The sequence below is a fragment of the Enterobacter wuhouensis genome (assembly GCF_004331265.1).
In the GTDB taxonomy this organism is placed as follows: domain Bacteria; phylum Pseudomonadota; class Gammaproteobacteria; order Enterobacterales; family Enterobacteriaceae; genus Enterobacter; species Enterobacter wuhouensis.
Window position 1 is genome coordinate 250,767 of sequence record NZ_SJOO01000002.1, and the last position, 26,688, is coordinate 277,454.

Consider the following 26,688-nt stretch of genomic DNA (forward strand, 5'->3'; position numbering starts at 1 on the left):
CCTTTAATTAATCGACGTTCAGCGCGTCATTGACCAGATCTTGTTGCTGCTTCTGGTGAACGGACATATACCCTACCGCCGGAGAGGCGGAGGCCGGGCGACCTGCATAGCGCAGGGCTGACCCAAATGGAATCACTTCACGGAAATGATGCTGGCTGCAGTACCATGCGCCCTGGTTGAGCGGCTCTTCCTGGCACCAGACAAAATCATGTACGTGAGCATATTGTTTCAGCACGTCCTGCATCGCCTGATGCGGGAACGGATAAAGCTGTTCGATACGCACGATGGCGACATCTTTCTGATCGTTCTTGCGGCGCTGTTCCAGCAGGTCGTAATAAACCTTACCAGAACACATTACAACGCGCTTAACGCCTTTCGGGTCCAGCTCGTCCACTTCGCCGATAGCCGGCAGGAAGGTGCCGTTAGCCAGCTCATCCAGGCTTGAAACCGCCAGCGGATGACGCAGCAGCGATTTCGGTGACATCACCACCAGCGGACGGCGCATACCGCGAAGCGCCTGACGACGCAGCATGTGGTACACCTGAGCCGGGGTAGACGGCACGCAGACCTGCATGTTCTGCTCGGCGCAAAGCTGCAGATAACGTTCCAGACGCGCGGAGGAGTGCTCCGGCCCCTGCCCTTCGTAACCGTGCGGCAGCAGCATCACCAGGCCACACATGCGGCCCCACTTCTGCTCGCCGGAGGAGATGAACTGGTCGATAACCACCTGCGCACCGTTGGCGAAGTCGCCGAACTGCGCTTCCCAGATGGTCAGGGTGCGTGGTTCAGCGGTGGCGTAACCGTATTCGAAGGCCAGCACCGCTTCTTCAGACAGCACGGAGTCCCAGACCTTGAACTGGCCCTGACCGTTGTGCACGTGCTGCAGCGGGGTATAGGTTGAACCGTTAGACTGGTTGTGAACCACCGCGTGACGGTGGAAGAAGGTGCCGCGGCCCGCATCCTCACCGGACAGACGAACGGGAATGCCCTCGTCAACCAGCGTTGCGTAAGCCAGGGTTTCCGCGCCGCCCCAGTCGAACAGCTTCTCGCCTGCCGCCATGGCCTGACGGTCGCCGTAGATTTTCGCTACGCGAGACTGCATTTCGATTGCGTCCGGTACGGTGCTGATGCGTTTAGCCAGCTCCTGCAGGCGCTTCATCTCAACCTTGTTCGGGTAGCTCTCATCCCACTCGTGGTTGAGGTAAGGCGACCAGGTAAAGGAGTGCATGTTCATTGGGCGCAGCTCTTTCACTACGCACTCACCCGCATCCAGCGCGTCGCGGTAAAGATTGACCAGCTCGGTCGCATCTTCCAGCGTCGCCACTTTTTCGCTCTCCAGCTTGTCAGCATAGATTTTACGCGGCGTCGGGTGCTTTTTGATTTTCTGATACATCAGCGGCTGGGTTGCGCTTGGCTCATCCGCTTCGTTGTGGCCGTGACGGCGATAGCAGAACAGGTCAATCAGCACGTCGCGTTTGAAGGTATTACGGTAGTCCAGCGCCAGACGGGTGACGAAAGCAACGGCTTCCGGATCATCCGCGTTTACGTGGAAGATTGGCGCCTGCACCATCTTACCGATGTCGGTGCAGTACGGCGTAGAACGCGCGTCCAGCGGGTTAGAGGTGGTGAAGCCCACCTGGTTGTTGATCACGATGCGAACGGTACCGCCCACTTCGTAACCACGCGCTTTCGACATGTTCAGGGTTTCCTGAACCACGCCCTGGCCGGTAATTGCCGCATCACCGTGAATGGTGATTGGCAAGACTTTGTTGCTGCTCGGCTCGTCCAGACGATCCAGACGCGCACGAACGGAACCGATCACCACCGGGCTGACGATTTCCAGATGCGACGGGTTAAACGCCAGCGCCAGGTGAACCAGGCCGCCATCGGTTTCGATATCAGACGAGAAGCCCATGTGGTACTTCACGTCGCCGGTGCCGAGGTGTTCTTTATGCTTGCCCGCGAACTCGTCGAACAGGTCCTGCGGTTTTTTACCCAGCACGTTGACCAGCACGTTCAGACGACCGCGGTGCGCCATGCCCAGCACCACTTCACGGGTACCGCTGTTGCCCGCATGGCGGATCAGCTCTTTCAGCATGGGCACTAACGCGTCGCCGCCTTCCAGCGAGAAGCGTTTTGCACCCGGGAATTTCGCACCCAGATAACGCTCAAGGCCTTCTGCTGCGGTCAGTTCGTTCAGGAAGCGTTTTTTCTCTTCCGTCGAGAAGTTGGCGTGACCCGCCACGGATTCGATACGCTGTTGGATCCAGCGTTTCTCTTCGGTGGAGGTAATGTGCATATATTCCGCGCCGATGGAGCCGCAGTAGGTCTGCTTGAGCGCATCAATCAGCTCGCCCAGCTTCATCGTGTCTTTGCCGATAGCAAAAGAACCTACGTTAAAGCTTTCCTGGAAATCGGCCTCGGTCAGATCGTGATACGCCGGATCGAGATCCGCGACACGATCCTGCTGCCACAGTCCCAGCGGATCGAGATTCGCATGCTGGTGACCGCGGAAGCGATAAGCGTTGATAAGCTGCAGGACTTTAACCTGCTTCGCATTGGTGTCAGGGTCGGAAATCGCAGAAGAGTAACGTGAGGCATCCTTCGCCAGACGGCGGAAATAATCACGTGTTTTGGAGTGGAATTGATCCGGTTTGACTCCCGTGCCAGGCAACTCCTGGAACATGGAACGCCAGTTTGCGTCCACTGAGTCAGGATCGGTTAAGAAGTCTTCATAGAGCTGTTCAATCCAGCTCTGGTTTGCACCAGAAAGGAAAGAAGAGTCCAGCCAGGCTTTCATTGCGCCGTTCTGCATCGTGATCCCTTAAGCATTTTTATGCTTACTTTCGCCGTAGAAACTACCACGCACACCGCGTGTACGTGCCGGGGTTCACCTGCGAGCTCTTTTCATTTGGCCCGCGAAGGAACCTTTAGAAACTGTCTTAAGGGTTTCCCCTCACCCCGACCCTCTCCCGTGGGGAGAGGGGGAAGGTCGTCGGCAGTTTTTAAAGATTTCCTGCAATCTGTTCCCTCTCCCTTAGGGAGAGGGTTAGGGTGAGGGGAACAGCGCTCCCCTCTCACTACTTACGCACTGCGCTGCAGCAGCATCGACTTAATATGGCCGATAGCGCGCGTCGGGTTCAGCCCCTTAGGACATACACTGACGCAGTTCATGATGCTATGGCAGCGGAATACGCTGAAAGCGTCACTCAGTCCTTCCAGACGGTTATCGGTTTCGGTGTCGCGGCTATCGATCAGGAAGCGATAGGCAGCCAGCAGGCCGGCCGGGCCGATAAACTTGTCCGGGTTCCACCAGAACGACGGGCAGGACGTAGAACAACATGCGCAGAGAATACACTCGTACAGCCCATCGAGTTTTTCACGCTGCTCAGGAGACTGCAGGTGCTCACGAGCGGGTGGATTTTGCCCATTATTCAATAAGTAAGGCTTAATCTTCTCATATTGTGCATAGAATTGCCCCATGTCTACCACCAAATCACGCACGACCGGCAGGCCAGGCAGAGGACGGATAACAATTTTCTGACCAGGACGCTGCAGCGCCGAAATTGGCGTGATGCAGGCCAGGCCGTTTTTGCCGTTCATGTTCACGCCGTCGGAGCCACAGACCCCTTCACGGCAGGAGCGGCGGAACGACAGCGTTGGATCTTTTTCCTTCAGCTGCATCAGGGCATCCAGCAGCATCATGTCGCGACCTTCTTCCGCTTCCAGGGTGTAATCCTGCATGCGCGGAGCGTCGTCTACATCCGGGTTATAACGATAAACTGAGAATTCGAGTTTCATTGTCCTGTCTCCGCATTAATAAGTACGAATCTTCGGCGGGAACGCCGGACGCAGTTTCGGTTCCATGTTGACGCTACGACGCGTCATGGATTCCGACTCTGGCAGATACAGGGAATGGCACAGCCAGTTTTCGTCATCACGATCCGGGTAGTCGAAGCGGCTATGCGCGCCACGGCTCTCGGTACGGAAGTTTGCCGACACCGCAGTGGCGTAGGCGGTTTCCATCAGGTTATCCAGCTCCAGACACTCAACGCGCTGGGTGTTGAACTCGCTGGAGGTGTCGTCCAGACGGGCATTTTTCAGACGCTCGCGGATCGCTTTCAGCTGCTCAAGCCCTTTCGCCATAGCGTCACCTTCACGGAACACCGAGAAGTTGTGCTGCATACACTCCTGCAGCGCCTTGCGGATTTCCACCGGATCTTCGCCGTTACGGTTGCCGTTCCAGCGGTTGAGGCGCTCAAGGGAAGCGTCAATTTCTGCATCAGTTGCGTCCAGCAGGTCACCCTGCTCGGCAATGGATTCCTGCAGATGCAGACCCACGGCGCGACCAAACACCACCAGGTCCAGCAGGGAGTTGCCGCCCAGGCGGTTTGCGCCGTGTACGGATACGCAGGCAATTTCGCCCACCGCGAACAGGCCAGGAATGACCACGTCTTCGCCCTGCTCGTTCACGGTCAGCGCCTGACCGGTCACTTTGGTCGGAATACCGCCCATCATGTAGTGACAGGTTGGGATAACCGGAATCGGCTCTTTCACCGGGTCGACGTGCGCGAAGGTGCGGGACAGCTCCAGAATGCCCGGCAGACGGGATTCCAGCACTTCTTTACCCAGATGGTCGAGCTTCAGCTTCGCGTGTGGACCCCATGGGCCGTCACAGCCGCGGCCTTCACGGATTTCGATCATGATGGAACGCGCCACCACGTCACGACCCGCCAGGTCTTTCGCATTCGGGGCATAACGCTCCATGAAGCGCTCGCCGTGTTTGTTCAGCAGGTAACCGCCTTCACCGCGGCAGCCTTCCGTGACCAGAACGCCCGCACCGGCGATACCGGTTGGGTGGAACTGCCACATCTCCATATCCTGTACCGGCACGCCCGCACGGATAGCCATACCGACGCCGTCACCGGTGTTGATGTGGGCGTTGGTGGTGGACTGATAGATACGGCCTGCGCCGCCGGTCGCCAGCACGGTTGCACGCGCTTTGAAGTAGACCACTTCACCGGTTTCGATGCACAGCGCGGTACACCCGACGACGGCGCCATCGGCGTTTTTCACCAGATCCAGCGCGTACCACTCGGAGAAGATGGTGGTATGGTTTTTCAGGTTTTGCTGATACAGGGTGTGCAGCAGCGCGTGACCGGTACGGTCAGCCGCTGCCGCGGTACGCGCCGCCTGCTCGCCGCCGAAATCTTTCGACTGGCCGCCAAACGGACGCTGATAGATGGTGCCATTTTCCAGACGGGAGAACGGCAGGCCCATATGGTCCAGCTCCAGAATCGCTTCCGGGCCGGTCTTACACATATATTCGATGGCGTCCTGGTCACCGATATAATCGGAACCTTTCACCGTATCGTACATGTGCCATTCCCAGTTATCTTCATGGGTGTTACCCAGCGCAACGGTAATACCGCCCTGCGCAGACACGGTGTGGGAACGGGTTGGGAAAACTTTAGAGAGCAGCGCACAGGTCTGGCCGCTCTGGGAAATTTGCAGCGCTGCGCGCATACCTGCGCCACCAGCACCAATCACAACAGCATCAAATTCTCTGACTGGCAGTTTCATTACACACCCCACACCACAACGAATCCATAAATAACGTAAACCACCAGTGCAACGACAATAGCCAGCTGCAGAGGAAGGCGAATCGCCAGCGGTTTAACGTAATCGGTCAACACCTGCCACATGCCGATCCAGGCATGAATAAGGATGGAGAACAGCGCCAGCAGGGTGAACACTTTGGTGAAGGCCGATCCGAAGAAACCGCTCCAGATCTCCCACGTCAGCGTGCCGCTGGTCGCGAAGAAACCGATCATATAGATGATGTAAAGCGTGAGGACGATGGCGGTAGCGCGGACCAGGATGAAGTCATGTACGCCGTTGCGTCCTAATGCCGAGGCGTTGCTTACCATACGAGAACTCCTGCGAGAAGTGAAAGCACGACAGTAATCACAAATGAAATGTTAGCGGAGCGTTTCCCAGCTTCGAATGTCTCTTCCAGGTAGCCAAAGTCCATCAGCATATGGCGAACACCCACTACAACGTGGTACGCCAGCGCGGTCAGAATGCCCCACATGATAAATTTCACGAAGAAGCTGTTCATAATGGCGGAGGCCTGGAGGAATCCTTCAGGGGACGAGAGGCTGGTTCCCAGCAACCACAGCAGAATACCGACCGCCACAAACGTAATCACACCGGATACGCGGTGCAGAATGGACGCTATTGCTGTTACAGGGAACCGGATCGTTTTGAGATCCAGATTGACAGGTCTTTGTTTTTTCACATTTCTTATCATGAATAACGCCCACATGCTGTTCTTATTGTTTCCTTCCTCCGGACTGCGATGCGGGTCAAGCAGCGTTCCTTTTCTATAACTGCGCGTCATGCAAAACATTGCTTCCAAATGCTAAAACGACACGTTACAACGCTGGGTGGCTCGGGATTGCAGGGTGTTCCGGAGACCTGGCGGCAGTATAGGCCGTTCACAAAATCATTACAATTAACCTACATACAGTTTGTCGGGTTTTCTCTGGAACAGTGATCAGGGTCACGATAACAACATCTTTTTAATTTTTAATCATCTGATTTGACAAATGTTAAACAATATTGTTACAAACGTCATCAGAAAAGGCATATAATGCGCAAAAGTTATGAGGTCTCTCTTTCACCTGACAAATAGTTATGTAACAGTGTGATGGTATTGACCGAAGTTATCAGGACAGTTATTAGTGATATACAGGTTTGAATAATTCGGACTGCAAAAACGCTGATTTGCTGTTATTTCACTGATATTTCATCCGTTTACCTGCAAGGCGCCATAGCTCTGTACCCTGGTTTCTCCTCGTGAGCTGAGCGGTAAGCCAAATAACAATCTGGTAACGGTGATTAACAGCTGAAGGCAAATCCGGTGAACAGCAGTCTTAAGCATAAGGCGCTAAGGAGACCGTAAATGGCTGATACAAAGGCAAAGCTCACCCTGGGTGGTGACACTGCTATTGAACTGGATGTGCTAAAAGGCACGCTCGGTCAGGATGTTATTGATATCCGTACGCTGGGTTCCAAAGGAGTTTTCACCTTTGACCCTGGATTCACCTCTACCGCATCTTGCGAATCCAAAATCACCTACATTGACGGTGACGAAGGTATCCTGCTCCATCGCGGCTTCCCCATCGATCAGTTAGCCACCGAATCCAACTATCTGGAAGTGTGCTACATCCTGCTGAACGGCGAAAAGCCGACGCAGGCGCAGTACGATGAATTCAAAACCACCGTGACCCGTCACACCATGATCCATGAGCAGATTACCCGTCTGTTCCATGCGTTCCGCCGTGACTCTCACCCGATGGCGGTCATGTGCGGGATTACCGGCGCGCTGGCGGCGTTCTACCACGACTCCCTTGACGTGAATAACCCGCGCCACCGTGATATCGCGGCGTTCCGCCTGCTGTCCAAAATGCCGACCATGGCAGCGATGTGCTACAAATATTCCATCGGCCAGCCGTTCGTGTATCCGCGCAACGACCTCTCCTACGCCGGTAACTTCCTGCGCATGATGTTCTCCACGCCGTGCGAAGAGTACGAAGTGAACCCGGTGCTGGAACGCGCGATGGACCGTATCCTGATCCTGCACGCTGACCATGAACAGAACGCCTCTACCTCTACCGTCCGTACCGCGGGCTCTTCAGGCGCGAACCCGTTCGCCTGTATCGCTGCGGGCATCGCCTCCCTGTGGGGACCGGCGCACGGCGGCGCGAACGAAGCGGCACTGAAGATGCTGGAAGAGATCAGTACCGTTGAGCACATTCCTGAGTTCGTGCGTCGCGCGAAAGACAAGAATGACTCCTTCCGACTGATGGGCTTCGGCCACCGTGTTTACAAAAACTACGATCCGCGCGCTACCGTCATGCGTGAGACCTGCCACGAAGTGCTGAAAGAGCTGGGCACCAAAGATGACCTGCTGGAAGTGGCGATGGAGCTTGAACACATCGCGCTGAACGACCCGTACTTCATCGAGAAGAAACTCTACCCGAACGTCGATTTCTACTCTGGCATTATTCTGAAAGCGATGGGCATTCCGTCTTCCATGTTCACCGTGATCTTCGCCATGGCCCGTACCGTAGGCTGGATTGCGCACTGGAACGAAATGCACAGCGAAGGCATGAAAATCGCCCGTCCTCGTCAGCTGTATACCGGCTACGAGCAGCGTGATTTTAAGTCTGATATTAAGCGCTAATAAACACGCCCGGCGGCGCTTCGCTTGCCGGGCCTACAAGTGCGAAATGTAGGCCGGGTAAGGCGTAGCCGCCACCCGGCTTTTTTATTTCTGACAGTGCGGGCACCAGTAAAACGGTCTTGAAGAGAGCATAATCCTGTCGATAATCCCGCCGCACCGCTCGCACTTTTTCCCCGCCCGATGAAACACCTTGAACCGGAACAGCGCCCCGTGATACCTATTCTCATCCACCACGCCGCGCGTGTTGTAGGACAGCCGCGGAATATCCAGCAGCGCGTGGGATAGCGCCTCCAGCTGTTCATCATTCAGCTGAGACGCTTTGTGCTGTGCCGCCAGTCCGACTTCCCACAGAATTTCTACCCTCAGGTAGTTACCCAGCCCGGCCAGAAAAGCCTGGTCGAGGAACAGACCGGAAAACTGTCGGTTACGGAATTTTGCAGATAGCAGCCGGGCCTTCACGTCGCTCGCCGTCAGGCGCATGTCCAGCACGTCCGGACCAACCCGCTGCAAAAACGGGTGAGTGAGCAGTTGCTCCGGCGTTAACATTTCGATATCCGACGCACTGTAAAGCAGGATCGCTTTATCCGCCGTTTGCAGCCTGACGCGCAGCACGCGCGTGGTTTGCGGCTGCTCGTCCGCATCAACCACCCGCCAGACGCCGTAAAGCTGGTTATGGCTATATAACGTCAGGTTATGGGAAAAGTGCGTCAGCAAGGCCTTGCCGCGCGTTTCGATATGGGTCACCGTCTGCCCCACCAGCTGGGATTCAAACGGCTTCAGTTGAGGAAAGGCAAACCAGACGTCCGTCAGGGGTTTGCCCTTTATCGCCGCCTCCAGGCTATCCGCCGCGCGGCGGATCTCCGGACCTTCAGGCATCTTTTCGTCCTTATTGTGATTTCAGGCGCTGACGCAAATACCCTGCTCCGCAAATGCCGCCCGCAGGCGGCGTGCGAACAGCAGCGCATGCTCGCCGTCGCCGTGTAAACAGACCGTTTCAGCCTTCACCGCCGCAGACGTGCCGTCAATCGCCGTGACCCGCCCTGAGCGAACCATCTCCAGCGTCTGCGCCAGCGCCTGCTCCTCATCGGTGATAAGCGCGCCCGGCTGCGTGCGGGGAACCAGACTGCCGTCAGGCTGATAGCCCCGATCGGCAAAGACTTCCTGCCGGGTGGTTAATCCCAGACGCTCTCCGGCGCGAATCAGTTCGCTACCCGCCAGTCCGACCAGAATCAGCGCCGGATTGCAGTCCCGCACCGCGCGGGCGATGGCGTCCGCAAGTGCCGGATCTTTCGCCGCCTGGTTGTAAAGCATGCCGTGCGGCTTCACGTGGCGCAGCACGCCCTTCTCGGCGCGCACAATCGCGTCCAGCGCGCCAGTCTGGTAGAGCACCTGAGCGTAGACCGTCTCAGGCGGGAGATCCATCGCCGTGCGGCCAAAGTTCTCCCGGTCAGGAAAGCTCGGATGAGCACCTATCGCGACGCCATTTTTGATGGCATTGCGCACGCTTGTGAGCATGGTATGCGCGTCGCCCGCGTGGAATCCGCAGGCAATATTGACTGACGAAACCAATGTCATCAGTTCCGCGTCGGCGGTGCCGCCCTCGCCCAGATCGGCATTCAAATCAATCTTTGCCATCGAGCCTCCACGCCAGCTGTTCGAGATAACGCTGCCGATCCTGTCGCGCCTTTAGCGCCTCCTCGAGCGAACACTGCACGAAGTGAATCGGCTGTCCGAGGGGAATTTGCGCCAGATGGTAGCGATCGGCTTCGATAATGCAGGCAATTCGTGGATAGCCGCCCGTTGTCTGCGCATCGTTCATCAGCACAATTGGCTGTCCGTTACCCGGCACCTGAATCACGCCGGGCAGCAAACCGTGGGAAAGCATTTCCCGATCCGTGGTGCGGCTCAGCGGCTGGCCCTGCAGACGGTAGCCCATGCGGTTACTTTGCGGGCTGATTTTCCACGGCGAGCGCCAGAAGGACTCCTTAGAGGCCTCGTCGAACTCATGATATTCCGGCCCGGGCAAGGCGCGGATGCGGTTTCCCCACAGCAGCTGCTTAACGCCCTGAGCCGTCGAGAAATGGCGCGCTGAGGGTTTGATTGCCAGCCGATCGCCGTCGCGCAGGAGGCGACCTTCATGCCCGCCGATGCCCGCTTTTTGATCGGTACTGGAAGAGCCCAGCACCTCCGGCACGTCAATACCGCCCGCGACCGCAAGATAGCTGCGCACGCCGTGCAGGGGGCGCTTGAGCGTCAGACGCTGTCCGGCTTTCGCCCGCAGACGCCAGCCTGTCCACACCGCTTTGCCGTCCAGCGTGGCATCGCACCCTGCCCCGGTTAAGGCAAACCAGGTTTCCTGACTAAACTCAATCACGCACTGGCCCAGCGTAATTTCCAGCGCTGCCGTATTGCCGGGGTTGCCCACCAGCACGTTGGCGATTTCAAGCGCAGGACGGTCCAGCGCGCCGCAATAGCTCACGCCAGACTGGCGCATGCCAAAGCGGCCCGCATCCTGAACGGAGGTGTAAAGCCCTGCGCGTATAAGCGTTAACATACCCCCTCCTTCTGCGGGATAAAGCGCAGCGTATCGCCAGGTCGAAGGAGGATTGGTGCATCCTGCCCCGGTTCAAATAACGGCGTGGACGTGTGCCCGATAAGCTGCCAGCCGCCCGGTGAGGCGAGCGGATAAATGCCGGTCTGTTCGCCGCCAATCGCCACCGTGCCCGCAGGGACGCTCAGCCGGGGTTCAGCGCGTCGCGGCGTATGCAATCTGGAGGATAAGCCGCCCAGATACGGGAATCCCGGCTGGAACCCCAGGAACCACACCACGTAGTCCACTGAGCTGTGCAGCTCAACCACCTGTTTTTCCGTCAGGCCACAATGTTCAGCCACCACGCCCAGATCGGGCCCACTCGTTCCGCCATAGACAACCGGGATCTCAATGGTACGGGATTCCGGCTCCAGCGCCTCGCTCTCCTCCCACCAGCGCTGCAGACGTTCGATGGCGTCCAGCGCCAGCGTGTGCGGATTACGCAGCACCACGGTGACATTGTTCATTCCTGGAATGGCCTCCACCACTTCCGGAATATCGGCCAGACGCTGCGTCAGCCGCCAGATACGCTTCTGCGTGGCAAGCGTGACGGGCGGCTCCAGCTCCAGCACCACCGCGGTTTCACCCAGAAGATAACAACGCGCTCGCTGCACTTAACTACCTCTCATCAGGCCGGGTTAGGGATATCAATAAAGGTCACGTCCAGATCGGTATTTTCCGTCAGCCATTCGCTGAGGGCGCGAATACCGCCGCGCTCGGTAGCATGGTGTCCCGCTGCGTAAAAATGCAGGCCCTGCTCGCGGGCGGAGTGAACCGTCTGCTCGGAGACTTCACCGGTAATAAACGCATCCACGCCAAAGCGCGCGGCGCTGTCGATAAAGCCCTGGCCGCCACCGGTACACCAGGCCACACGCTTCACGGTATCTGGCCCGGTGTCGCCGCACCACAGCGGACGACGCCCCAGGCGCGCTTCGATCCACGAGGCCAGCTCAAGTCCCGGCACCGGCATCGCCAGCTCGCCCCACGGCACCAGCGGCTCGATTTCGCCCATCACGGTAATACCCAGCAGCTGCGCCAGCTGTACGTTATTGCCCAGTTCCGGGTGCGCATCCAGCGGCAGGTGGTAACCGTACAGGTTGATGTCGTTCGCCAGCAGCGTTTTCAGGCGGTTACGCTTCATGCCGCGGATAATCGGCGATTCGTTTTTCCAGAAATAACCGTGGTGAACGATGACCGCATCGGCCTCCTGACGTACGGCTTCGTCCAGCAGTGCCTGGCTTGCCGTCACGCCGGTGATAATTTTCTGCACCGCTTCACGGCCTTCGACCTGCAGGCCATTCGGACCGTAGTCGCTGAACGCGGAGACGTTGAGTTTGTCGTTAATCAGGCTTTCCAGTTCGCTGTTTTTCATCATCACTCTCTTATGCTTTGCGGGCGGCTTCGTACGCCGCCAGCGTGGCGACGCGCGCCTGTTTGTGGTCGACTATCGGGCGGGGATAATTGAGCGTTACGCCCTGCTTATCCGCCCATGCCCAGGGGTCGTGGATCGCTTTCGCGGGCACGTCCTGAAGCTCAGGCACCCACTGGCGAATAAACTCGCCGTCAGCGTCAAAGCGTTGCCCCTGGGTCGTCGGATTAAAAATCCGGAAATACGGCGCCGCATCGGTTCCGGTAGAGGCAGCCCACTGCCAGCCGCCGTTATTCGCCGCCAGATCGCCATCGATTAGCTGAGAAATAAAATAGCGCTCCCCGGCGCGCCAGTCGATAAGCAGATCCTTTACCAGGAAGCTGGCGGTAATCATTCGCAGACGGTTGTGCATCCAGCCGGTTTCGTTGAGCTGGCGCATCGCGGCATCGACTATCGGGTAGCCCGTTTGCCCGGATTGCCAGGCTTTCAGCTGCCGGTCATTCGACAGCCACTTAACATTATCGGTCCAGCGAATGAAGGGACGATATTTACATAAATCAGGGTGATACGTCATCAGATGACGATAAAACTCGCGCCAGATAAGTTCATTCAGCCAGACGGCACCCGCCCCGCCGTCCAGCGCCTGCGGCTGCTCCGCCAGCAGACGATGTAAACACTGGCGCGGAGAGAGCGCGCCCAGCGCTAAGCAGGCCGATAAACGGCTTGTGCCTTCAATCGCGGGGAAATCCCGACGCGCTTCGTAGTCGGCCGCACCCTGCCTGCAGAACTGGCGCAGCTGGGCGATAGCCGCTTTCTCATTCGCGGGGAAAAGGGTTTCATCAAACGGCTCCTGCGGGTAATCAAACGTCAGCGCAGGCAGATCCGTAAGGGGCTCGCCCCGCCCGGCGGGTGCGGCAACGCACTCCGGCAGCGCCTCCTTAAGGCGTTTAATGAAGGCATTTTTGAACGGCGTGAAGACTTTATACATCTCGTGGCTGCCGGTCATGACGCTGCCCGGTGCCAGCATCACGCTGTCGTCAAACCCTTCGCAGACCACATCGTCCAGCATTTTCTCCAGCTGGCGGTCACGCTGCTGCTCGTTGTATTCGTACTGGTAGTTGTAGAAAAGATGCGTGACGTCGTGCTGCCGACACGTCTCCTGCACCGTCCGCAGCTGTGCCGCAAAATCCCCCACCTCTTTGTAGATCAGCGGAATGCCCTTCTCGGCGAGCGTTTGCTGCAAATCATTCAGGTGCGAGAGGAGATAAGCCGCCTGGCGCGGCGCCATATTATGCTGCTGCCACTGCCCGGGCGTAGCGATGAACAGGGCCAGTACGTTTGCATTTTTGTCGCGGCAGGCGGCCGCAAGGGCGATGTTGTCATGAACGCGCAGGTCCGCGCGAAACCAAACCAGATGGGTGGGCATAAAACTCCAGGCAATTGTCCATTATGTCCGTAAGGGCATGCCGCTAAAGGAAAAAGGCACGCTTTTAAATGTACTTTGCCATGAAGTGTAGACGGGATGAAATAAAAAAGGCCGCACGAGGCGGCCTTAACGCTACTTGTCCTGCGCTATCGTGGAAAATGCAACAAACGCGGTCGGTTCATCACTTTTTACAACGAATACGCTGGCGACAATGAACGCAATGCAAAAATAGCGTTTCATTATGCGGTCCCTGCAGCTAACCGCTCCACCGTTCACCACCGGTGATAAGTCGGTGGACACAAGCTCTGACGAGAGCCTGACTTACGGTTGTGGTAACACCTCTCCCGGGACCGGTTCCCATGTGCGAGATGGCGGAAAGGGACGCCGCATAATAGTTGGCCCAGGGGTAAAACGTCATCTACTGAAATGTGTTTTAAGAATCTATTTAGGGCGTTATGGTTTGATTACTTAAGGACAGGAGATATTCTTGTAAGCCTCTGACGAGAGCCTGAAGTTCACCCAACGGACCGCGAATCCCGAGGGAAAAAAACCGCCACATTGCTGTTGGCGGTTTTTTTATTGCTGTGTGTAATCTTTCTTTTTTAGTAGAAATCGCAGGTCGCTTTCTCGGCCTGGTCCATCCATACCGGCTTCTCGCTGGTTTTCGCCCAGACGCGGTGCAGATAGCTGTAAAAACGTGCGCGATCTTTCCAGAACAGCATTACCGGCAGGGCCAGCACGCCAGCCACTACGGCGAAGGTGCGGCGCATGAAAACGATATGAGCCGGAAACTCTTTATAAAGATCCATAATTTTCTCCCCTATAGTTGGCCGGAAACGTCATCCGGAAAATTCAAAATCTGTGACCTGGCTAAAATAATATCGCTTTGTTTGTAATTTTACTACTCATCCGACCACTTATTTTCATCCATTTAGTGAATATTTACATTCCCGCCGTAACTAAGTTACAAAAAAGTTAACGATTTACTTATCAATAGTTAAATTGTGGGCTTTGCCATTTTTATACTTTTTTTACACCCGCCCTTCTGATTTTTGCGAAATCTTTGCGCCATAAATCCTACCGTTAGCACAAATACAAATGTCACCCGGAGGTGGATTGTGAGTGCAGGTCTGATTACCGGCATCGTGCTGGTGTTCCTGTTATTGGGTTATCTGGTCTACGCCCTGATTAATGCGGAGGCATTCTGATGGCTGCTCAGGCGTTTTTGCTTATTGCCAGCTTTTTACTGGTGCTGTTTGTACTGGCAAGGCCGTTAGGCGCGGGGCTGGCGCGGATGATCAACAACGTGGCCTTACCCGGTACGGAACGTGTTGAAAAAGGGATCTGGCGCGTTCTGGGGACAAGCGATTCGGAGATGAACTGGCGTCAGTATCTGATGGCGATCCTGCTGCTGAACGTGGTTGGCCTGGTTGCCCTCTTTGCCATGCTGATGCTGCAGGGCGTTCTGCCGCTCAATCCCCAACAGCTTCCGGGCCTCTCCTGGCACCTGGCGCTGAACACGGCGGTGAGCTTCGTGAGCAACACCAACTGGCAGTCTTACGCCGGTGAAACCACGCTCAGCTACTTCAGCCAGATGGCCGGATTGACCGTGCAGAACTTCCTTTCTGCCGCGAGCGGGATCGCGGTGATCTTCGCCCTGACGCGCGCGTTTGCACGTCAGAACGTCAGCACGCTGGGCAACGCCTGGGTGGATTTAACCCGCATTACGCTGTGGGTCCTGCTTCCCATCGCGCTGCTTATTGCGCTGTTCTTTATCCAGCAGGGCACGCTGCAAAACCTGCTTCCTTACGCGCCGTACACCTCGCTTGAAGGGGCAAAACAGCTCCTGCCGATGGGGCCGGTGGCCTCGCAGGAAGCGATCAAGATGCTGGGTACCAACGGCGGCGGCTTCTTCAACGCCAACTCGTCGCATCCGTTTGAAAACCCAACTGCGCTCACTAATTTCGTCCAAATGCTGGCGATATTCCTGATCCCCACCGCGCTGTGTTTTGCCTTTGGCGACGTGGTTAACGACCGCCGTCAGGGGCGCACCCTGCTGTGGGCGATGTCGCTAATCTTCGTGGTTTGCGTGGCGCTGGTGATGTGGGCCGAATGGCACGGCAACGGTCACTTCATGCAGCTTGGGGCTGACAGCAACATCAATATGGAAGGCAAAGAGAGTCGCTTCGGTATTCTTGCCAGCAGCCTGTATGCGGTGGTGACCACGGCAGCCTCCTGCGGGGCGGTGAACGCCATGCACGACTCCTTTACGGCGCTCGGCGGCATGATCCCAATGTGGCTGATGCAAATTGGCGAAGTGGTGTTTGGCGGGGTCGGTTCAGGCCTGTACGGCATGCTGCTGTTCGTTCTGCTGGCGGTGTTCATCGCCGGGCTGATGATTGGGCGCACGCCGGAATATCTGGGTAAAAAAATCGACGTCCGCGAAATGAAATTAACCGCGCTCGCGATTCTGGTTACCCCAGCCCTCGTGCTGCTCGGCACCGCGCTGGCGCTGATGACCGAGGCCGGACGCAGCGGCATCTTCAACCCCGGCATTCACGGCTTCAGCGAAGTGCTTTACGCCGTCTCGTCTGCCGCCAATAACAACGGCAGCGCCTTTGCGGGCCTGAGCGCCAACTCGCCGTTCTGGAACTGCCTGCTGGCGTTTTGCATGTTCGTTGGCCGCTTCGGCGTGATTATTCCCGTTATGGCTATCGCGGGCTCTCTGGTGAGTAAAAAAATCCAGCCGACCACCACCGGTACATTACCCACCCACGGCGCGCTGTTTGTTGGCCTGTTGGTTGGCACCGTGCTGCTGGTGGGTGCCCTGACCTTTATCCCCGCCCTCGCGTTAGGCCCGGTCGCGGAAACCCTCTCTTTACGCTGATTTGCGGAGAATTTGTCATGAGTCGTAAACAACTGGCCCTGCTCGAACCGACGTTAGTTCGTCAGGCGCTCATGGATGCGGTGAAAAAGCTAAGTCCGCGCGTTCAGTGGCACAACCCGGTGATGTTTATCGTCTGGATTGGGAGCGTGCTGACCACCGCACTGGCGATTGCCATGGGAACTGGCCACCTTTCAGGAAATGCGGCCTTTACCGGCGCCATCAGCCTGTGGCTGTGGTTCACCGTGCTGTTCGCTAACTTCGCCGAAGCGCTGGCAGAAGGCCGCAGCAAGGCCCAGGCCAACAGCCTAAAAGGGGTGAAAAAAACCGCATTTGCCCGCAAATTACGCGAACCAAAATACGGTGCGCAGATGGACCACGTTCCGGCAGATGAGCTGCGCAAAGGCGACGTGGTGCTGGTGGAAGCGGGTGACATTATCCCGTGCGACGGGGAAGTGATTGAAGGCGGCGCCTCGGTTGACGAGAGCGCCATCACCGGTGAATCCGCGCCGGTTATCCGCGAATCGGGCGGTGACTTTGCCTCCGTGACGGGCGGGACGCGCATTCTCTCCGACTGGCTGGTGATCCAGTGCAGCGTCAACCCGGGCGAAACCTTCCTCGACCGGATGATCGCCATGGTCGAAGGCGCACAGCGCCGCAAAACGCCGAACGAAATTGCCCTGACCATTCTGCTGGTCGCCCTCACCATCGTCTTCCTGCTGGCAACCGCGACCCTCTGGCCGTTCTCTGCGTATGGCGGCACGGCAGTCAGCACCACCGTACTGGTCGCCCTACTGGTGTGCCTGATCCCGACCACCATCGGTGGCCTGCTGTCCGCCATCGGCGTGGCCGGGATGAGCCGTATGCTCGGTGCCAACGTGATCGCCACCAGCGGACGCGCCGTTGAGGCCGCGGGTGACGTCGACGTGCTGCTGCTCGATAAAACCGGGACCATCACGCTGGGCAACCGTCAGGCCTCTGACTTCTTACCGGCACCGGGCGTGGATGAAAAAACGCTGGCGGACGCGGCGCAACTGTCATCCCTTGCCGATGAAACCCCGGAAGGCCGCAGCATCGTGATTCTGGCGAAACAGCGCTTCAACCTGCGCCAGCGCGACGTGCAGAGCCTGCACGCGACCTTTGTACCGTTTACCGCCCAGACCCGCATGAGCGGAATTAACATTCAGGACCGGATGATCCGTAAAGGCTCCGTTGACGCCATCCGTCGCCATATTGAAGCCAATAACGGCCACTTCCCGCCCGAGGTGGACAAACTGGTCGAAAGCGTTGCCCGTCAGGGGGCCACGCCGCTGGTGGTGGCAGAAGGCTCGAACGTGCTGGGCGTTATAGCCCTGAAGGATATCGTCAAAGGCGGCATCAAGGAGCGCTTTGCGCAGCTGCGCAAAATGGGCATCAAAACGGTGATGATCACCGGGGATAACCGCCTGACCGCCGCCGCCATCGCCGCCGAAGCGGGCGTGGACGATTTTCTCTCCGAGGCCACGCCGGAAGCCAAGCTGGCGCTGATCCGCCAGTATCAGGCGGAAGGCCGTCTGGTGGCGATGACGGGGGACGGTACCAACGATGCCCCTGCCCTGGCGCAGGCCGACGTGGCGGTGGCGATGAACTCAGGCACCCAGGCGGCAAAGGAGGCGGGCAACATGGTCGACCTCGACTCTAACCCGACCAAGCTGATTGAAGTGGTGCACATCGGGAAACAGATGCTGATGACGCGCGGCTCGCTGACCACGTTCAGCATCGCCAACGACGTGGCAAAGTATTTCGCCATCATTCCGGCGGCGTTTGCGGCAACCTATCCGCAGCTGAACGCGCTTAACGTGATGCACCTGCACTCTCCGTCATCGGCCATTCTTAGCGCGGTGATCTTTAACGCCCTGATCATTGTCTTTCTTATTCCGCTGGCGCTGAAAGGGGTGAGCTATAAGCCGCTGACGGCGGCCGCCATGCTGCGCCGCAACCTGTGGATTTACGGTCTGGGCGGGCTGGTTGTGCCCTTTATTGGTATTAAGGTTATCGACGTGCTCCTGACGCTGTTTGGGCTGGTCTAAAAGGTGAATCAAATGACGATGTTACGCCCCGCTATACTTCTGTTTATTCTACTGTCTCTTATTACCGGCGGGCTGTACCCGCTGGTGACGACGGCACTCGGCCAGTGGTGGTTTCAGGACCAGGCCAACGGCTCGCTGATTATCCAGAACGGCGAGAACCGCGGTTCGCGCCTGATTGGGCAGAACTTTACGGACGCGCGCTACTTCCAGGGACGCCCTTCCGCCACTGCGGAAAGCCCGTATAATCCGATGGCATCGGGCGGCAGCAACCTGGCCGGCAGCAACCCTGATCTGGATAAAGCCGTTGCGGAACGCGTTGCTACCCTGCGCGCCGCCAATCCGCAGGCCAGCCGCGAAGTGCCTGTTGAACTGGTCACCGCCTCGGCCAGCGGGCTGGACTATAGCCTGACGCCGGAAGCCGTGGCATGGCAGATCCCGCGCGTGGCCGCAGCCCGCCAGCTGTCCGTCGAGCAGGTGAGCCAGCTGGTCGCCGAGCACACGCAAAAGCCGCTGGTCAGCTTCATCGGCATGCCGGTAGTGAACATTGTTGAGCTGAATCTGGCGCTGGACGCGCTAAGGAAAAACTAAATGACCGACGAGCCCATGCGCCCGGACCCGGACAGGCTGCTCGAACAGACGGCTGAAGCCCACCGCGGCAAATTGAAAATTTTCTTCGGCGCCTGCGCGGGCGTCGGGAAAACCTTCGCCATGCTGACGGAAGCACAGCGGCTGCGGGCGCAGGGGCTTGATATTCTGATCGGCGTGGTGGAAACCCACGGACGGAAAGAGACGGCGGCGCTGCTGACGGGGCTTGCCACCCAGCCGCCCCGCCGCATCAGCCATCGCGGGAGGCTGGTGACAGAATTTGATTTGGATGCCGCCCTCGCCCGCCGCCCTGCCCTGATCCTGATGGACGAGCTGGCGCACAGCAATGCCCCAGGCTCGCGTCATCCGAAACGCTGGCAGGACGTGGAAGAGCTGCTGGACGCCGGCATTGACGTTTTCACCACCGTCAACGTTCAGCATCTCGAAAGCCTGAACGACGTGGTGAGCGGCGTGACCGGCATTCAGGTGCGGGAAACCGTCCCCGATCCGTTTTTTGATTCCGCCGACGAGGTGGTGCTGGTCGACCTGCCTCCAGACGATCTTCGCCAGCGCCTGCACGAAGGTAAAGTCTATATCGCAGGCCAGGCCGAGCGCGCCATCGAACATTTCTTCCGCAAAGGCAACCTGATTGCCCTGCGCGAACTCGCCCTGCGCCGTACCGCCGACCGGGTTGATGACCAGATGCGCGCCTGGCGCGACCTGCAGGGGCAAGAGCGCGTCTGGCATACCCGCGACGCCATTCTGCTGTGCATCGGGCACGGCAGCGGCAATGAGAAGCTGATCCGCACCGCCGCGCGGCTTGCGGCGAAATTTGGCAGCGTCTGGCACGCGGTGTATGTCGAGACGCCGCAGCTTCACGCCCTGCCTGAAAATCAGCGTCGCGCTATCCTCGGCTCGCTGCGGCTGGCACAGGAGCTGGGTGCGGAAACCGCCACCCTGTCCGACCCTCAGGAAGATAAAGCTATACTGCGCTACGCCCGCGAGCATAACCTGGGGAAAATTGTCATTGGCCGCCGCCAGCATCGGCGCTGGTTTAGCCGCGAATCCTTTGCCGACAGGCTGGCCCGCCGCGCGCCGGATCTGGATCTGGTGATCGTGGCGCTGGATGACAAGCCCACGCCGTTACCCAACCGCGCGCCGGACGCCCGCGCCTTCGGCGATAAATGGCGGATTCAGATCCGCGGCTGCCTTGTCGCCGTCGTGCTCTGCGCCCTGATTACCGTCATTGCCAGCCAGTGGCTGATCGCCTTCGACGCCGCCAACCTGGTGATGATCTACCTGCTCGGCGTGGTGGTGGTGGCGCTTTTTTACGGACGCTGGCCGTCCGTGCTGGCGACGATTATCAACGTGGTCAGCTTCGATCTTTTCTTCATTGCCCCGCGCGGGACCCTCGCCGTATCCGACGTGCAGTACATTCTTACCTTTGGCGTCATGCTCACCGTCGGGCTGGTGATCGGGAACCTGACGGCGGGCGTTCGTTACCAGGCGCGTATCGCGCGCTATCGCGAGCAGCGCACGCGACATCTGTATGAGATGTCAAAATCGCTGGCGGTGGGCCGAACTCAGCAGGATATCGTGCAAACCAGCGAGCAGTTTATCCGTTCAACGTTTCACGCCAGCAACCTCATCCTGCTTCCGGACGAGCATGGCACGCTTCGTCCGCTCACCTCCGCCACGGGTATGACGCCTTGGGATGAAGCTATCGCGCGCTGGAGTTTTGATAAGGGATTACCGGCGGGTGCGGGAACCGACACCCTGCCCGGCGTGCCGTACCAAATATTGCCGCTGCGCAGCGCGGATAAAAATCAGGGACTGGTCATCGTCGAACCAACCAATTTGCGCCAGCTGATGATCCCCGAGCAGCAGCGCCTGCTGGAAACCTTCACCCTGCTCGTCGCCAGCGCGCTGGAGCGGCTGGCGCTGACCGCCAGCGAAGAGCAGGCGCGGCTGGCAAGCGAGCGCGAGAGCATCCGAAATTCACTGCTGGCAGCGCTTTCTCACGACCTGCGCACCCCCCTCACCGTCCTGTTCGGGCAGTCGGAAATCCTGACGCTGGACCTGGCGGCCGAAGGGTCAAAACACGCGATGCAGGCCAGCGAGATCCGCCAGCACGTGCTCAACACCACGCGCCTGGTGAATAATCTGCTCGATATGGCGCGCATTCAGTCCGGCGGGTTTAACCTCAAAAGAGAGTGGCTTACGCTTGAAGAAGTGGTGGGCAGCGCGTTGAAAATGCTCGAGCCGGGGCTGGGTGGCCGCCACATTGCGCTGAATATGCCTGACCCGCTGACGCTGATCCACGTTGATGGGCCGCTGTTTGAACGCGTGCTCATTAACCTGCTGGAAAATGCGGGCAAATACGCGGGCGCAAAGGCACAGATTGGCGTGAATGCCTCGGTGGACAATCAGGTGCTGCAGCTTGAAGTCTGGGATAACGGCCCCGGCATTCCTGCAGGGCAGGAAAATGCAATCTTTGAAAAATTTGCGCGCGGTAATAAAGAGTCAGCTATTCCCGGCGTGGGGCTGGGGCTGGCAATTTGTCAGGCGATCGTCGAGGTGCACGGTGGCACCCTTTCAGCAGAAAACCGTCCGGAAGGCGGCGCGCGTTTTTGTGTTAAACTTCCACTCGATAACCCTCCAGAACTCGATGAATTACCAGAGGATTTGTGATTAACGTCCTGATTGTTGAAGATGAACTTGCTATTAGCCGATTTCTGCGCGCCGCGCTGGAAGGCGACGGCCTGCGCGTTCATGATGCGGGCACGCTTCAACGGGGGTTAATTGAGGCCGCCACGCGCAAGCCGGACCTGGTGATCCTCGATTTAGGGCTACCGGACGGTGACGGCATTGATTTTATCCGTGAAGTTCGCCAGTGGAGCCAAATGCCGATTCTGGTTCTCTCCGCCCGAACTGAAGAGACGGATAAAATCGCGGCGCTGGACGCCGGGGCGGATGACTATCTGATCAAACCTTTTGGCATTGGCGAACTGCAGGCTCGCCTTCGCGTTGCGCTGCGCCGCCATAGCGCAACCGCGCCCGCTGACCCAACCTACACGTTTGGGGATATCCGGGTTGACCTGGCCGCGCGACGCATTGTGCGCGGCGATGAGGAAATTCACCTCACGCCAATAGAATTTCGCCTGCTCGCCGTGCTGCTCAATAACCACGGTAAGGTCCTCACCCAGCGCCAGCTATTAAGTCAGGTGTGGGGACCCAATGCGGTGGAGCATAGTCATTATTTACGCATATATATGGGGCACCTTCGTCAGAAACTGGAAGTTGACCCCGCGCGCCCTCGCCATTTATTAACTGAAACCGGTATCGGTTATCGGTTTATGCTTTGAATAGTTATTCAAATTAACTCTTAAAATAAATTAAACCCTCCCGAAGCAATATTTAAAAATAATCAATCCGGCATCTTCCGGATTATTTCCGCACCTTTAAAACATTAATAATACAACCTGTTAACGCATAAACAACAAAACAGCATTTTGATCTGCATTATGCACTCCTGGCGACTAATTATTTCTGAAATGATCGGTTAACGGTGATCTTCTTCACAGTTAATCATCCCTTCATGGATAAAATGACCATGCTTTCAATTACTGAAAGGAAATTAAGCATGGAAAACAACAATCGTTTAATGCCCCATATAAGGCGAACAACGCATATCATGATGTTTGCCCACCGTAACTGTTTTGACTTTCATCTCTTCAACGCCCGGTAGTCCTTCGACTTCTGGCGCACCCGATCACAGGTTATCCTGAAATACGTTATTTAACAGGCAATTGTCTGTAGAGACGTGCGCTCATTTCTCTTGATCCAGACGCATCCGCAGCCGGGCGGCCTGGATTTTACTTAAAAAAAGCAATTAGCTGATTTTTTATCAGCGGCCTCACTTTGCTTTTTTTCCGGTGAATATCGATTTCTTTTTTTACGAGAAATCGAGGGACTCCTGTTTTCAAAATAAAGAGATAAAGATGAAAAATTTAAAAATCGCCGCCAGCCGTGCCTGCCCTGATTGTTTTACGACTCACCGCGAGATAGTTGATGCCCGCGCGACTGACTATATTGACGTTGCCGCCGTCGTAATGGCCGTGAGCGATATTGCCGAAGGCGCTATAGAAGAATTAGAAGCCACCGGATTTGGTATTCCGGTTTTTATTGCCACTCACAAAGAGGAGATTGTCCCGGCGGATTATTTGCCGCGTATTCAGGGCGTTTTCGAGCATTCGGATACCAGCAATGAATTCTATGGACGCCAGCTGGAAGCCGCAGCCCAGAAGTACGAAACCCAGCTGCGGCCGCCTTTCTTCCGCGCCCTGGTCGATTACGTAAAGCAGGGCAACAGCGCCTTTGACTGCCCGGGTCATCAGGGCGGCCAGTTTTTTCGCCGCCACCCGGCCGGTAATCAGTTTGTCGATTTCTTTGGCGAAACGCTTTTCCGCTCGGACTTGTGTAATGCCGACGTCGCAATGGGGGATCTGCTGATCCACGAAGGCGCGCCATGCATCGCCCAGCAGCATGCGGCAAAAGTCTTTAATGCCGATAAGACCTACTTCGTGCTGAACGGAACCTCATCGTCAAACAAAGTGGTGCTTAACGCCCTGCTCACCCCGGGCGACCTGGTGCTGTTCGACCGTAACAACCACAAATCTAACCATCACGGCGCCCTCCTCCAGGCTGGCGCAACGCCGGTGTATCTGGAAACGGCACGTAACCCGTACGGCTTTATTGGCGGTATTGACGCCCACTGCTTTGAAGAACGTTATCTGCGCGAGCGGGTGGCAGAGGTGGCACCGGGCCGCGCGCGCGACGAACGCCCGTTCCGTCTGGCGGTGATCCAGCTGGGTACCTACGATGGCACCATCTATAACGCCCGTCAGGTGGTGGATAAGATTGGCCATCTCTGTGACTACATCCTGTTTGACTCCGCCTGGGTGGGCTATGAGCAATTTATTCCGATGATGGCCGACTGCTCGCCGCTGCTGCTGGAGCTGAACGAAAACGATCCGGGTATTCTGGTTACGCAATCGGTGCATAAACAGCAGGCCGGCTTCTCGCAGACCTCGCAAATCCATAAGAAAGACAGCCACATCAAAGGCCAGCCGCGCTACGTCCCGCACAAGCGTCTTAACAACGCCTTTATGATGCACGCCTCCACCAGCCCGTTTTATCCGCTGTTCGCTGCGCTGGACATCAACGCCCGTATGCATGAGGGCCAGAGCGGCCGCAACATGTGGATGGACTGCGTGGTGAACGGTATCGAAGCGCGCAAGCTGATCCTGGAGAACTGCCGGTATCTGCGCCCCTTCGTGCCGGAAACGGTGGATGGTCGTCCGTGGGAAAGCTGGGATACGGCGGAAATTGCGACCGATCTGCGCTTCTTCCACTTCGTACCGGGTGAACGCTGGCACGCTTTTGAAGGCTACGCTGAGCATCAGTATTTTATCGACCCGTGCAAGCTGCTGCTGACCACGCCGGGCATCAACGCCCGCACCGGCGAATATGACGACTTCGGCGTGCCCGCCACAATCCTCGCCAACTTCCTGCGTGAAAACGGTATCGTGCCGGAGAAATGCGATCTCAACTCGATCCTGTTCCTGCTCACGCCTGCGGAGGACATGGGCAAACTGCAGCAGCTGGTGGCGCAGCTGGTGCGCTTCGAAAAGCTGCTTGAGAGCGATGTGCCGCTGAAGGAGGTTCTGCCCTCTCTCTATAAACAGCATCCGGAACGTTATGCGGATTACACCCTGCGCCAGATCTGTCAGGAGATGCATGACCTGTACGCCCGCAACAACGTGAAGCAGCTGCAAAAAGAGATGTTCCGCAAGTCCCACTTCCCGCGCGTGATGATGAGCCCGCAGGAGGCGAACTATGCGTATCTGCGCGGAGAGGTCGAGCTGGTCTCCCTGCGCGACGCGGAAGGCCGCATCGCCGCCGAAGGCGCGCTACCTTACCCACCGGGAGTGCTGTGCGTGGTGCCTGGCGAAGTCTGGGGCGGTTCCGTGCTGCGCTACTTTGCCGCACTGGAAGAAGGGATCAATCTTCTGCCGGGCTTTGCGCCGGAGCTGCAGGGCGTATACATCGAAGAGTGCGACGGTCGCAAACAGGTTCGCTGCTACGCGATCAAACAGCCCGCCGCTCAGCCTGCGCTGCTGAAAGGAGAAAAATTATGAGTAAGTCCAATAAGATGGGCGTAGTGCAGCTCACCATCCTCACCATGGTGAACATGATGGGGTCCGGGATTATCATGCTGCCCACCAAGCTGGCCGAAGTAGGGACCATTTCGATTATCTCCTGGCTGGTGACGGCGGTCGGCTCAATGGCGCTGGCGTGGGCATTCGCCAAGTGCGGGATGTTCAGCCGTAAGTCTGGCGGGATGGGCGGCTATGCCGAATACGCATTCGGCAAGTCGGGCAATTTTATGGCCAACTACACCTACGGCGTGTCGCTGCTGATCGCCAACGTGGCGATTGCCATCTCCGCGGTGGGCTACGGTACGGAGCTGTTTGGCGCCACGCTCAGCCCGGTACAGATTGGGCTGGCAACCATCGGCGTGCTGTGGATCTGCACCGTGGCAAACGTTGGCGGCGCGCGTATCACCGGGCAGCTCTCCAGCATCACCGTCTGGGGCGTGATTATTCCGGTTGTCGGTCTGTGCATCATCGGCTGGTTCTGGTTTAGCCCAACGCTGTACGCCAACTCCTGGAACCCGCACCACGTGCCGTTCTTTACCGCAGTAGGCTCTTCTATTGCCATGACGCTGTGGGCCTTCCTCGGGCTCGAATCCGCCTGCGCGAACGCGGAGGTGGTAGAGAATCCGGAGAAGAACGTGCCGATTGCGGTCCTCGGTGGCACGCTGGGCGCGGCGGTGATCTACATCGTCTCAACTAACGTGATTGCAGGCATCGTACCCAATATGGATCTGGCTAACTCCACGGCGCCGTTCGGGCTGGCCTTCGCGCAGATGTTCACGCCGGAAGTCGGGAAAGTGATTATGGGTCTGATGGTGATGTCCTGCTGCGGTTCCCTTCTCGGCTGGCAGTTCACCATCGCCCAGGTGTTCAAATCTTCGGCTGACGAAGGCTACTTCCCGAAAATCTTCTCCCGCGTGAGCAAATCTGACGCGCCGGTGCAGGGCATGCTGGCGATTGTCATCTTCCAGAGCGGCCTGTCGCTGATGACCATTAGCCCGTCGCTGAACAGCCAGTTCAACGTGCTGGTCAACCTGGCGGTGGTGACGAACATCATTCCGTATATTCTGTCGATGGCGGCGCTGGTGATCATCCAGAAGGTGGCGAAGGTTGATCCGCGCAAGGCGCGTGTGGCCAACATCGTGGCGCTGATAGGGGCAATCTACAGCTTCTATGCGCTCTACTCGTCCGGCCAGGAAGCGATGCTGTATGGCGCGATGGTGACCTTTATGGGCTGGACGCTGTACGGTCTGGTATCGCCGAGATTTGAATTGAAGAACAAGCATAGTTAAAAAA

At 57.5% G+C, this 26,688-nt stretch carries 22 protein-coding genes; 10 read left to right on the plus strand and 12 right to left on the minus strand.

What is annotated here, in order from left to right; genetic code table 11:
• Positions 1 to 7: 7 nt before the first annotated feature.
• The 5 genes from sucA to sdhC all read right to left on the minus strand — a co-directional run bounded on the left by sucA (position 8) and on the right by sdhC (position 6,328).
• Positions 8 to 2,815 carry a 2-oxoglutarate dehydrogenase E1 component gene (sucA, locus tag E0L20_RS05220; protein ID WP_131633029.1) on the minus strand — a complete coding sequence of 936 codons (2,808 nt, stop codon included), beginning with the start codon at positions 2,813 to 2,815 and terminating at the stop codon, positions 8 to 10.
• Positions 2,816 to 3,084: 269 nt separating this feature from the next.
• A complete protein-coding gene (gene sdhB, locus E0L20_RS05225; RefSeq protein WP_010428707.1) occupies positions 3,085 to 3,801 on the minus strand; it encodes a succinate dehydrogenase iron-sulfur subunit SdhB in 717 nt (238 codons plus the stop codon).
• 15 nt (positions 3,802 to 3,816) lie between these two features.
• Positions 3,817 to 5,583, minus strand: a complete 1,767-nt coding sequence (gene sdhA / locus E0L20_RS05230) for a succinate dehydrogenase flavoprotein subunit (protein WP_131633030.1) — start codon at positions 5,581 to 5,583, stop codon at positions 3,817 to 3,819.
• Positions 5,583 to 5,930, minus strand: a complete 348-nt coding sequence (gene sdhD, locus E0L20_RS05235) for a succinate dehydrogenase membrane anchor subunit (RefSeq protein ID WP_008501088.1) — start codon at positions 5,928 to 5,930, stop codon at positions 5,583 to 5,585. Before sdhD ends, sdhA begins: the two co-directional genes overlap by 1 nt.
• Positions 5,924 to 6,328, minus strand: a complete 405-nt coding sequence (sdhC, locus tag E0L20_RS05240) for a succinate dehydrogenase cytochrome b556 subunit (RefSeq protein WP_020684965.1) — start codon at positions 6,326 to 6,328, stop codon at positions 5,924 to 5,926. The genes sdhD and sdhC overlap by 7 nt, the downstream gene beginning before the upstream one ends.
• Positions 6,329 to 6,967: 639 nt before the next feature.
• Between sdhC and E0L20_RS05245 the strand changes: the two genes are divergently transcribed.
• Positions 6,968 to 8,251 carry a citrate synthase gene (locus tag E0L20_RS05245; protein WP_010428698.1) on the plus strand — a complete coding sequence of 428 codons (1,284 nt, stop codon included), beginning with the start codon at positions 6,968 to 6,970 and terminating at the stop codon, positions 8,249 to 8,251.
• Between the two features lie 84 nt (positions 8,252 to 8,335).
• Here the strand turns inward: E0L20_RS05245 and nei are convergent, their stop codons facing one another.
• The 7 genes from nei to E0L20_RS05280 all read right to left on the minus strand — a co-directional run bounded on the left by nei (position 8,336) and on the right by E0L20_RS05280 (position 14,445).
• The gene (nei, locus tag E0L20_RS05250; RefSeq protein WP_131633031.1) at positions 8,336 to 9,127 is read right to left on the minus strand and encodes an endonuclease VIII; all 792 of its coding nucleotides are present in this window, start codon (positions 9,125 to 9,127) and stop codon (positions 8,336 to 8,338) included.
• Between the two features lie 21 nt (positions 9,128 to 9,148).
• A complete protein-coding gene (gene pxpA / locus E0L20_RS05255) occupies positions 9,149 to 9,886 on the minus strand; it encodes a 5-oxoprolinase subunit PxpA (protein WP_131633032.1) in 738 nt (245 codons plus the stop codon).
• A complete protein-coding gene (gene pxpC / locus E0L20_RS05260) occupies positions 9,873 to 10,805 on the minus strand; it encodes a 5-oxoprolinase subunit PxpC (RefSeq protein ID WP_131633033.1) in 933 nt (310 codons plus the stop codon). The genes pxpA and pxpC overlap by 14 nt, the downstream gene beginning before the upstream one ends.
• Complete coding sequence (gene pxpB, locus E0L20_RS05265; RefSeq protein WP_131633034.1) at positions 10,799 to 11,455, minus strand: 5-oxoprolinase subunit PxpB; 657 nt, start codon at positions 11,453 to 11,455, stop codon at positions 10,799 to 10,801. Before pxpB ends, pxpC begins: the two co-directional genes overlap by 7 nt.
• A 14-nt stretch (positions 11,456 to 11,469) precedes the next feature.
• A complete protein-coding gene (locus tag E0L20_RS05270) occupies positions 11,470 to 12,213 on the minus strand; it encodes a type 2 GTP cyclohydrolase I (RefSeq protein WP_131633035.1) in 744 nt (247 codons plus the stop codon).
• A 10-nt stretch (positions 12,214 to 12,223) separates the two neighbouring features.
• On the minus strand, positions 12,224 to 13,636 hold the full coding sequence (phrB, locus tag E0L20_RS05275) for a deoxyribodipyrimidine photo-lyase (protein WP_131633036.1): 1,413 nt from the start codon (positions 13,634 to 13,636) through the stop codon (positions 12,224 to 12,226).
• 602 nt (positions 13,637 to 14,238) lie between these two features.
• Positions 14,239 to 14,445 (minus strand): YbfA family protein, encoded by a 207-nt coding sequence (locus E0L20_RS05280; protein WP_028019445.1) that lies wholly within the window; start codon positions 14,443 to 14,445, stop codon positions 14,239 to 14,241.
• A 309-nt stretch (positions 14,446 to 14,754) separates the two neighbouring features.
• On the opposite strand from E0L20_RS05280, the gene kdpF reads away from it, so the two are divergent.
• From kdpF to potE, 9 genes are all read left to right on the plus strand, one after another.
• Positions 14,755 to 14,844 (plus strand): K(+)-transporting ATPase subunit F, encoded by a 90-nt coding sequence (gene kdpF, locus E0L20_RS05285; protein WP_015386886.1) that lies wholly within the window; start codon positions 14,755 to 14,757, stop codon positions 14,842 to 14,844.
• Positions 14,844 to 16,523, plus strand: a complete 1,680-nt coding sequence (gene kdpA, locus E0L20_RS05290; protein WP_131633037.1) for a potassium-transporting ATPase subunit KdpA — start codon at positions 14,844 to 14,846, stop codon at positions 16,521 to 16,523. Before kdpF ends, kdpA begins: the two co-directional genes overlap by 1 nt.
• A gap of 17 nt (positions 16,524 to 16,540) precedes the next feature.
• Positions 16,541 to 18,589, plus strand: a complete 2,049-nt coding sequence (gene kdpB, locus E0L20_RS05295) for a potassium-transporting ATPase subunit KdpB (RefSeq protein WP_131633038.1) — start codon at positions 16,541 to 16,543, stop codon at positions 18,587 to 18,589.
• Positions 18,590 to 18,601: 12 nt separating this feature from the next.
• Entirely contained in the window at positions 18,602 to 19,177 is a 576-nt protein-coding gene (gene kdpC / locus E0L20_RS05300) for a potassium-transporting ATPase subunit KdpC (protein ID WP_131633039.1), read from the plus strand.
• The gene (gene kdpD / locus E0L20_RS05305) at positions 19,178 to 21,865 is read left to right on the plus strand and encodes a two-component system sensor histidine kinase KdpD (RefSeq protein WP_131633040.1); all 2,688 of its coding nucleotides are present in this window, start codon (positions 19,178 to 19,180) and stop codon (positions 21,863 to 21,865) included.
• The gene (gene kdpE / locus E0L20_RS05310; RefSeq protein WP_131633041.1) at positions 21,862 to 22,539 is read left to right on the plus strand and encodes a two-component system response regulator KdpE; all 678 of its coding nucleotides are present in this window, start codon (positions 21,862 to 21,864) and stop codon (positions 22,537 to 22,539) included. The genes kdpD and kdpE overlap by 4 nt, the downstream gene beginning before the upstream one ends.
• A 278-nt stretch (positions 22,540 to 22,817) precedes the next feature.
• Positions 22,818 to 22,922, plus strand: coding sequence for a leader peptide SpeFL (gene speFL, locus E0L20_RS05315; RefSeq protein WP_003858645.1), 105 nt, complete (start codon positions 22,818 to 22,820; stop codon positions 22,920 to 22,922).
• 253 nt (positions 22,923 to 23,175) lie between these two features.
• A complete protein-coding gene (gene speF, locus E0L20_RS05320) occupies positions 23,176 to 25,374 on the plus strand; it encodes an ornithine decarboxylase SpeF (RefSeq protein ID WP_131633042.1) in 2,199 nt (732 codons plus the stop codon).
• Positions 25,371 to 26,684 (plus strand): putrescine-ornithine antiporter, encoded by a 1,314-nt coding sequence (potE, locus tag E0L20_RS05325; RefSeq protein ID WP_131633043.1) that lies wholly within the window; start codon positions 25,371 to 25,373, stop codon positions 26,682 to 26,684. Before speF ends, potE begins: the two co-directional genes overlap by 4 nt.
• Positions 26,685 to 26,688: the final 4 nt, after the last annotated feature.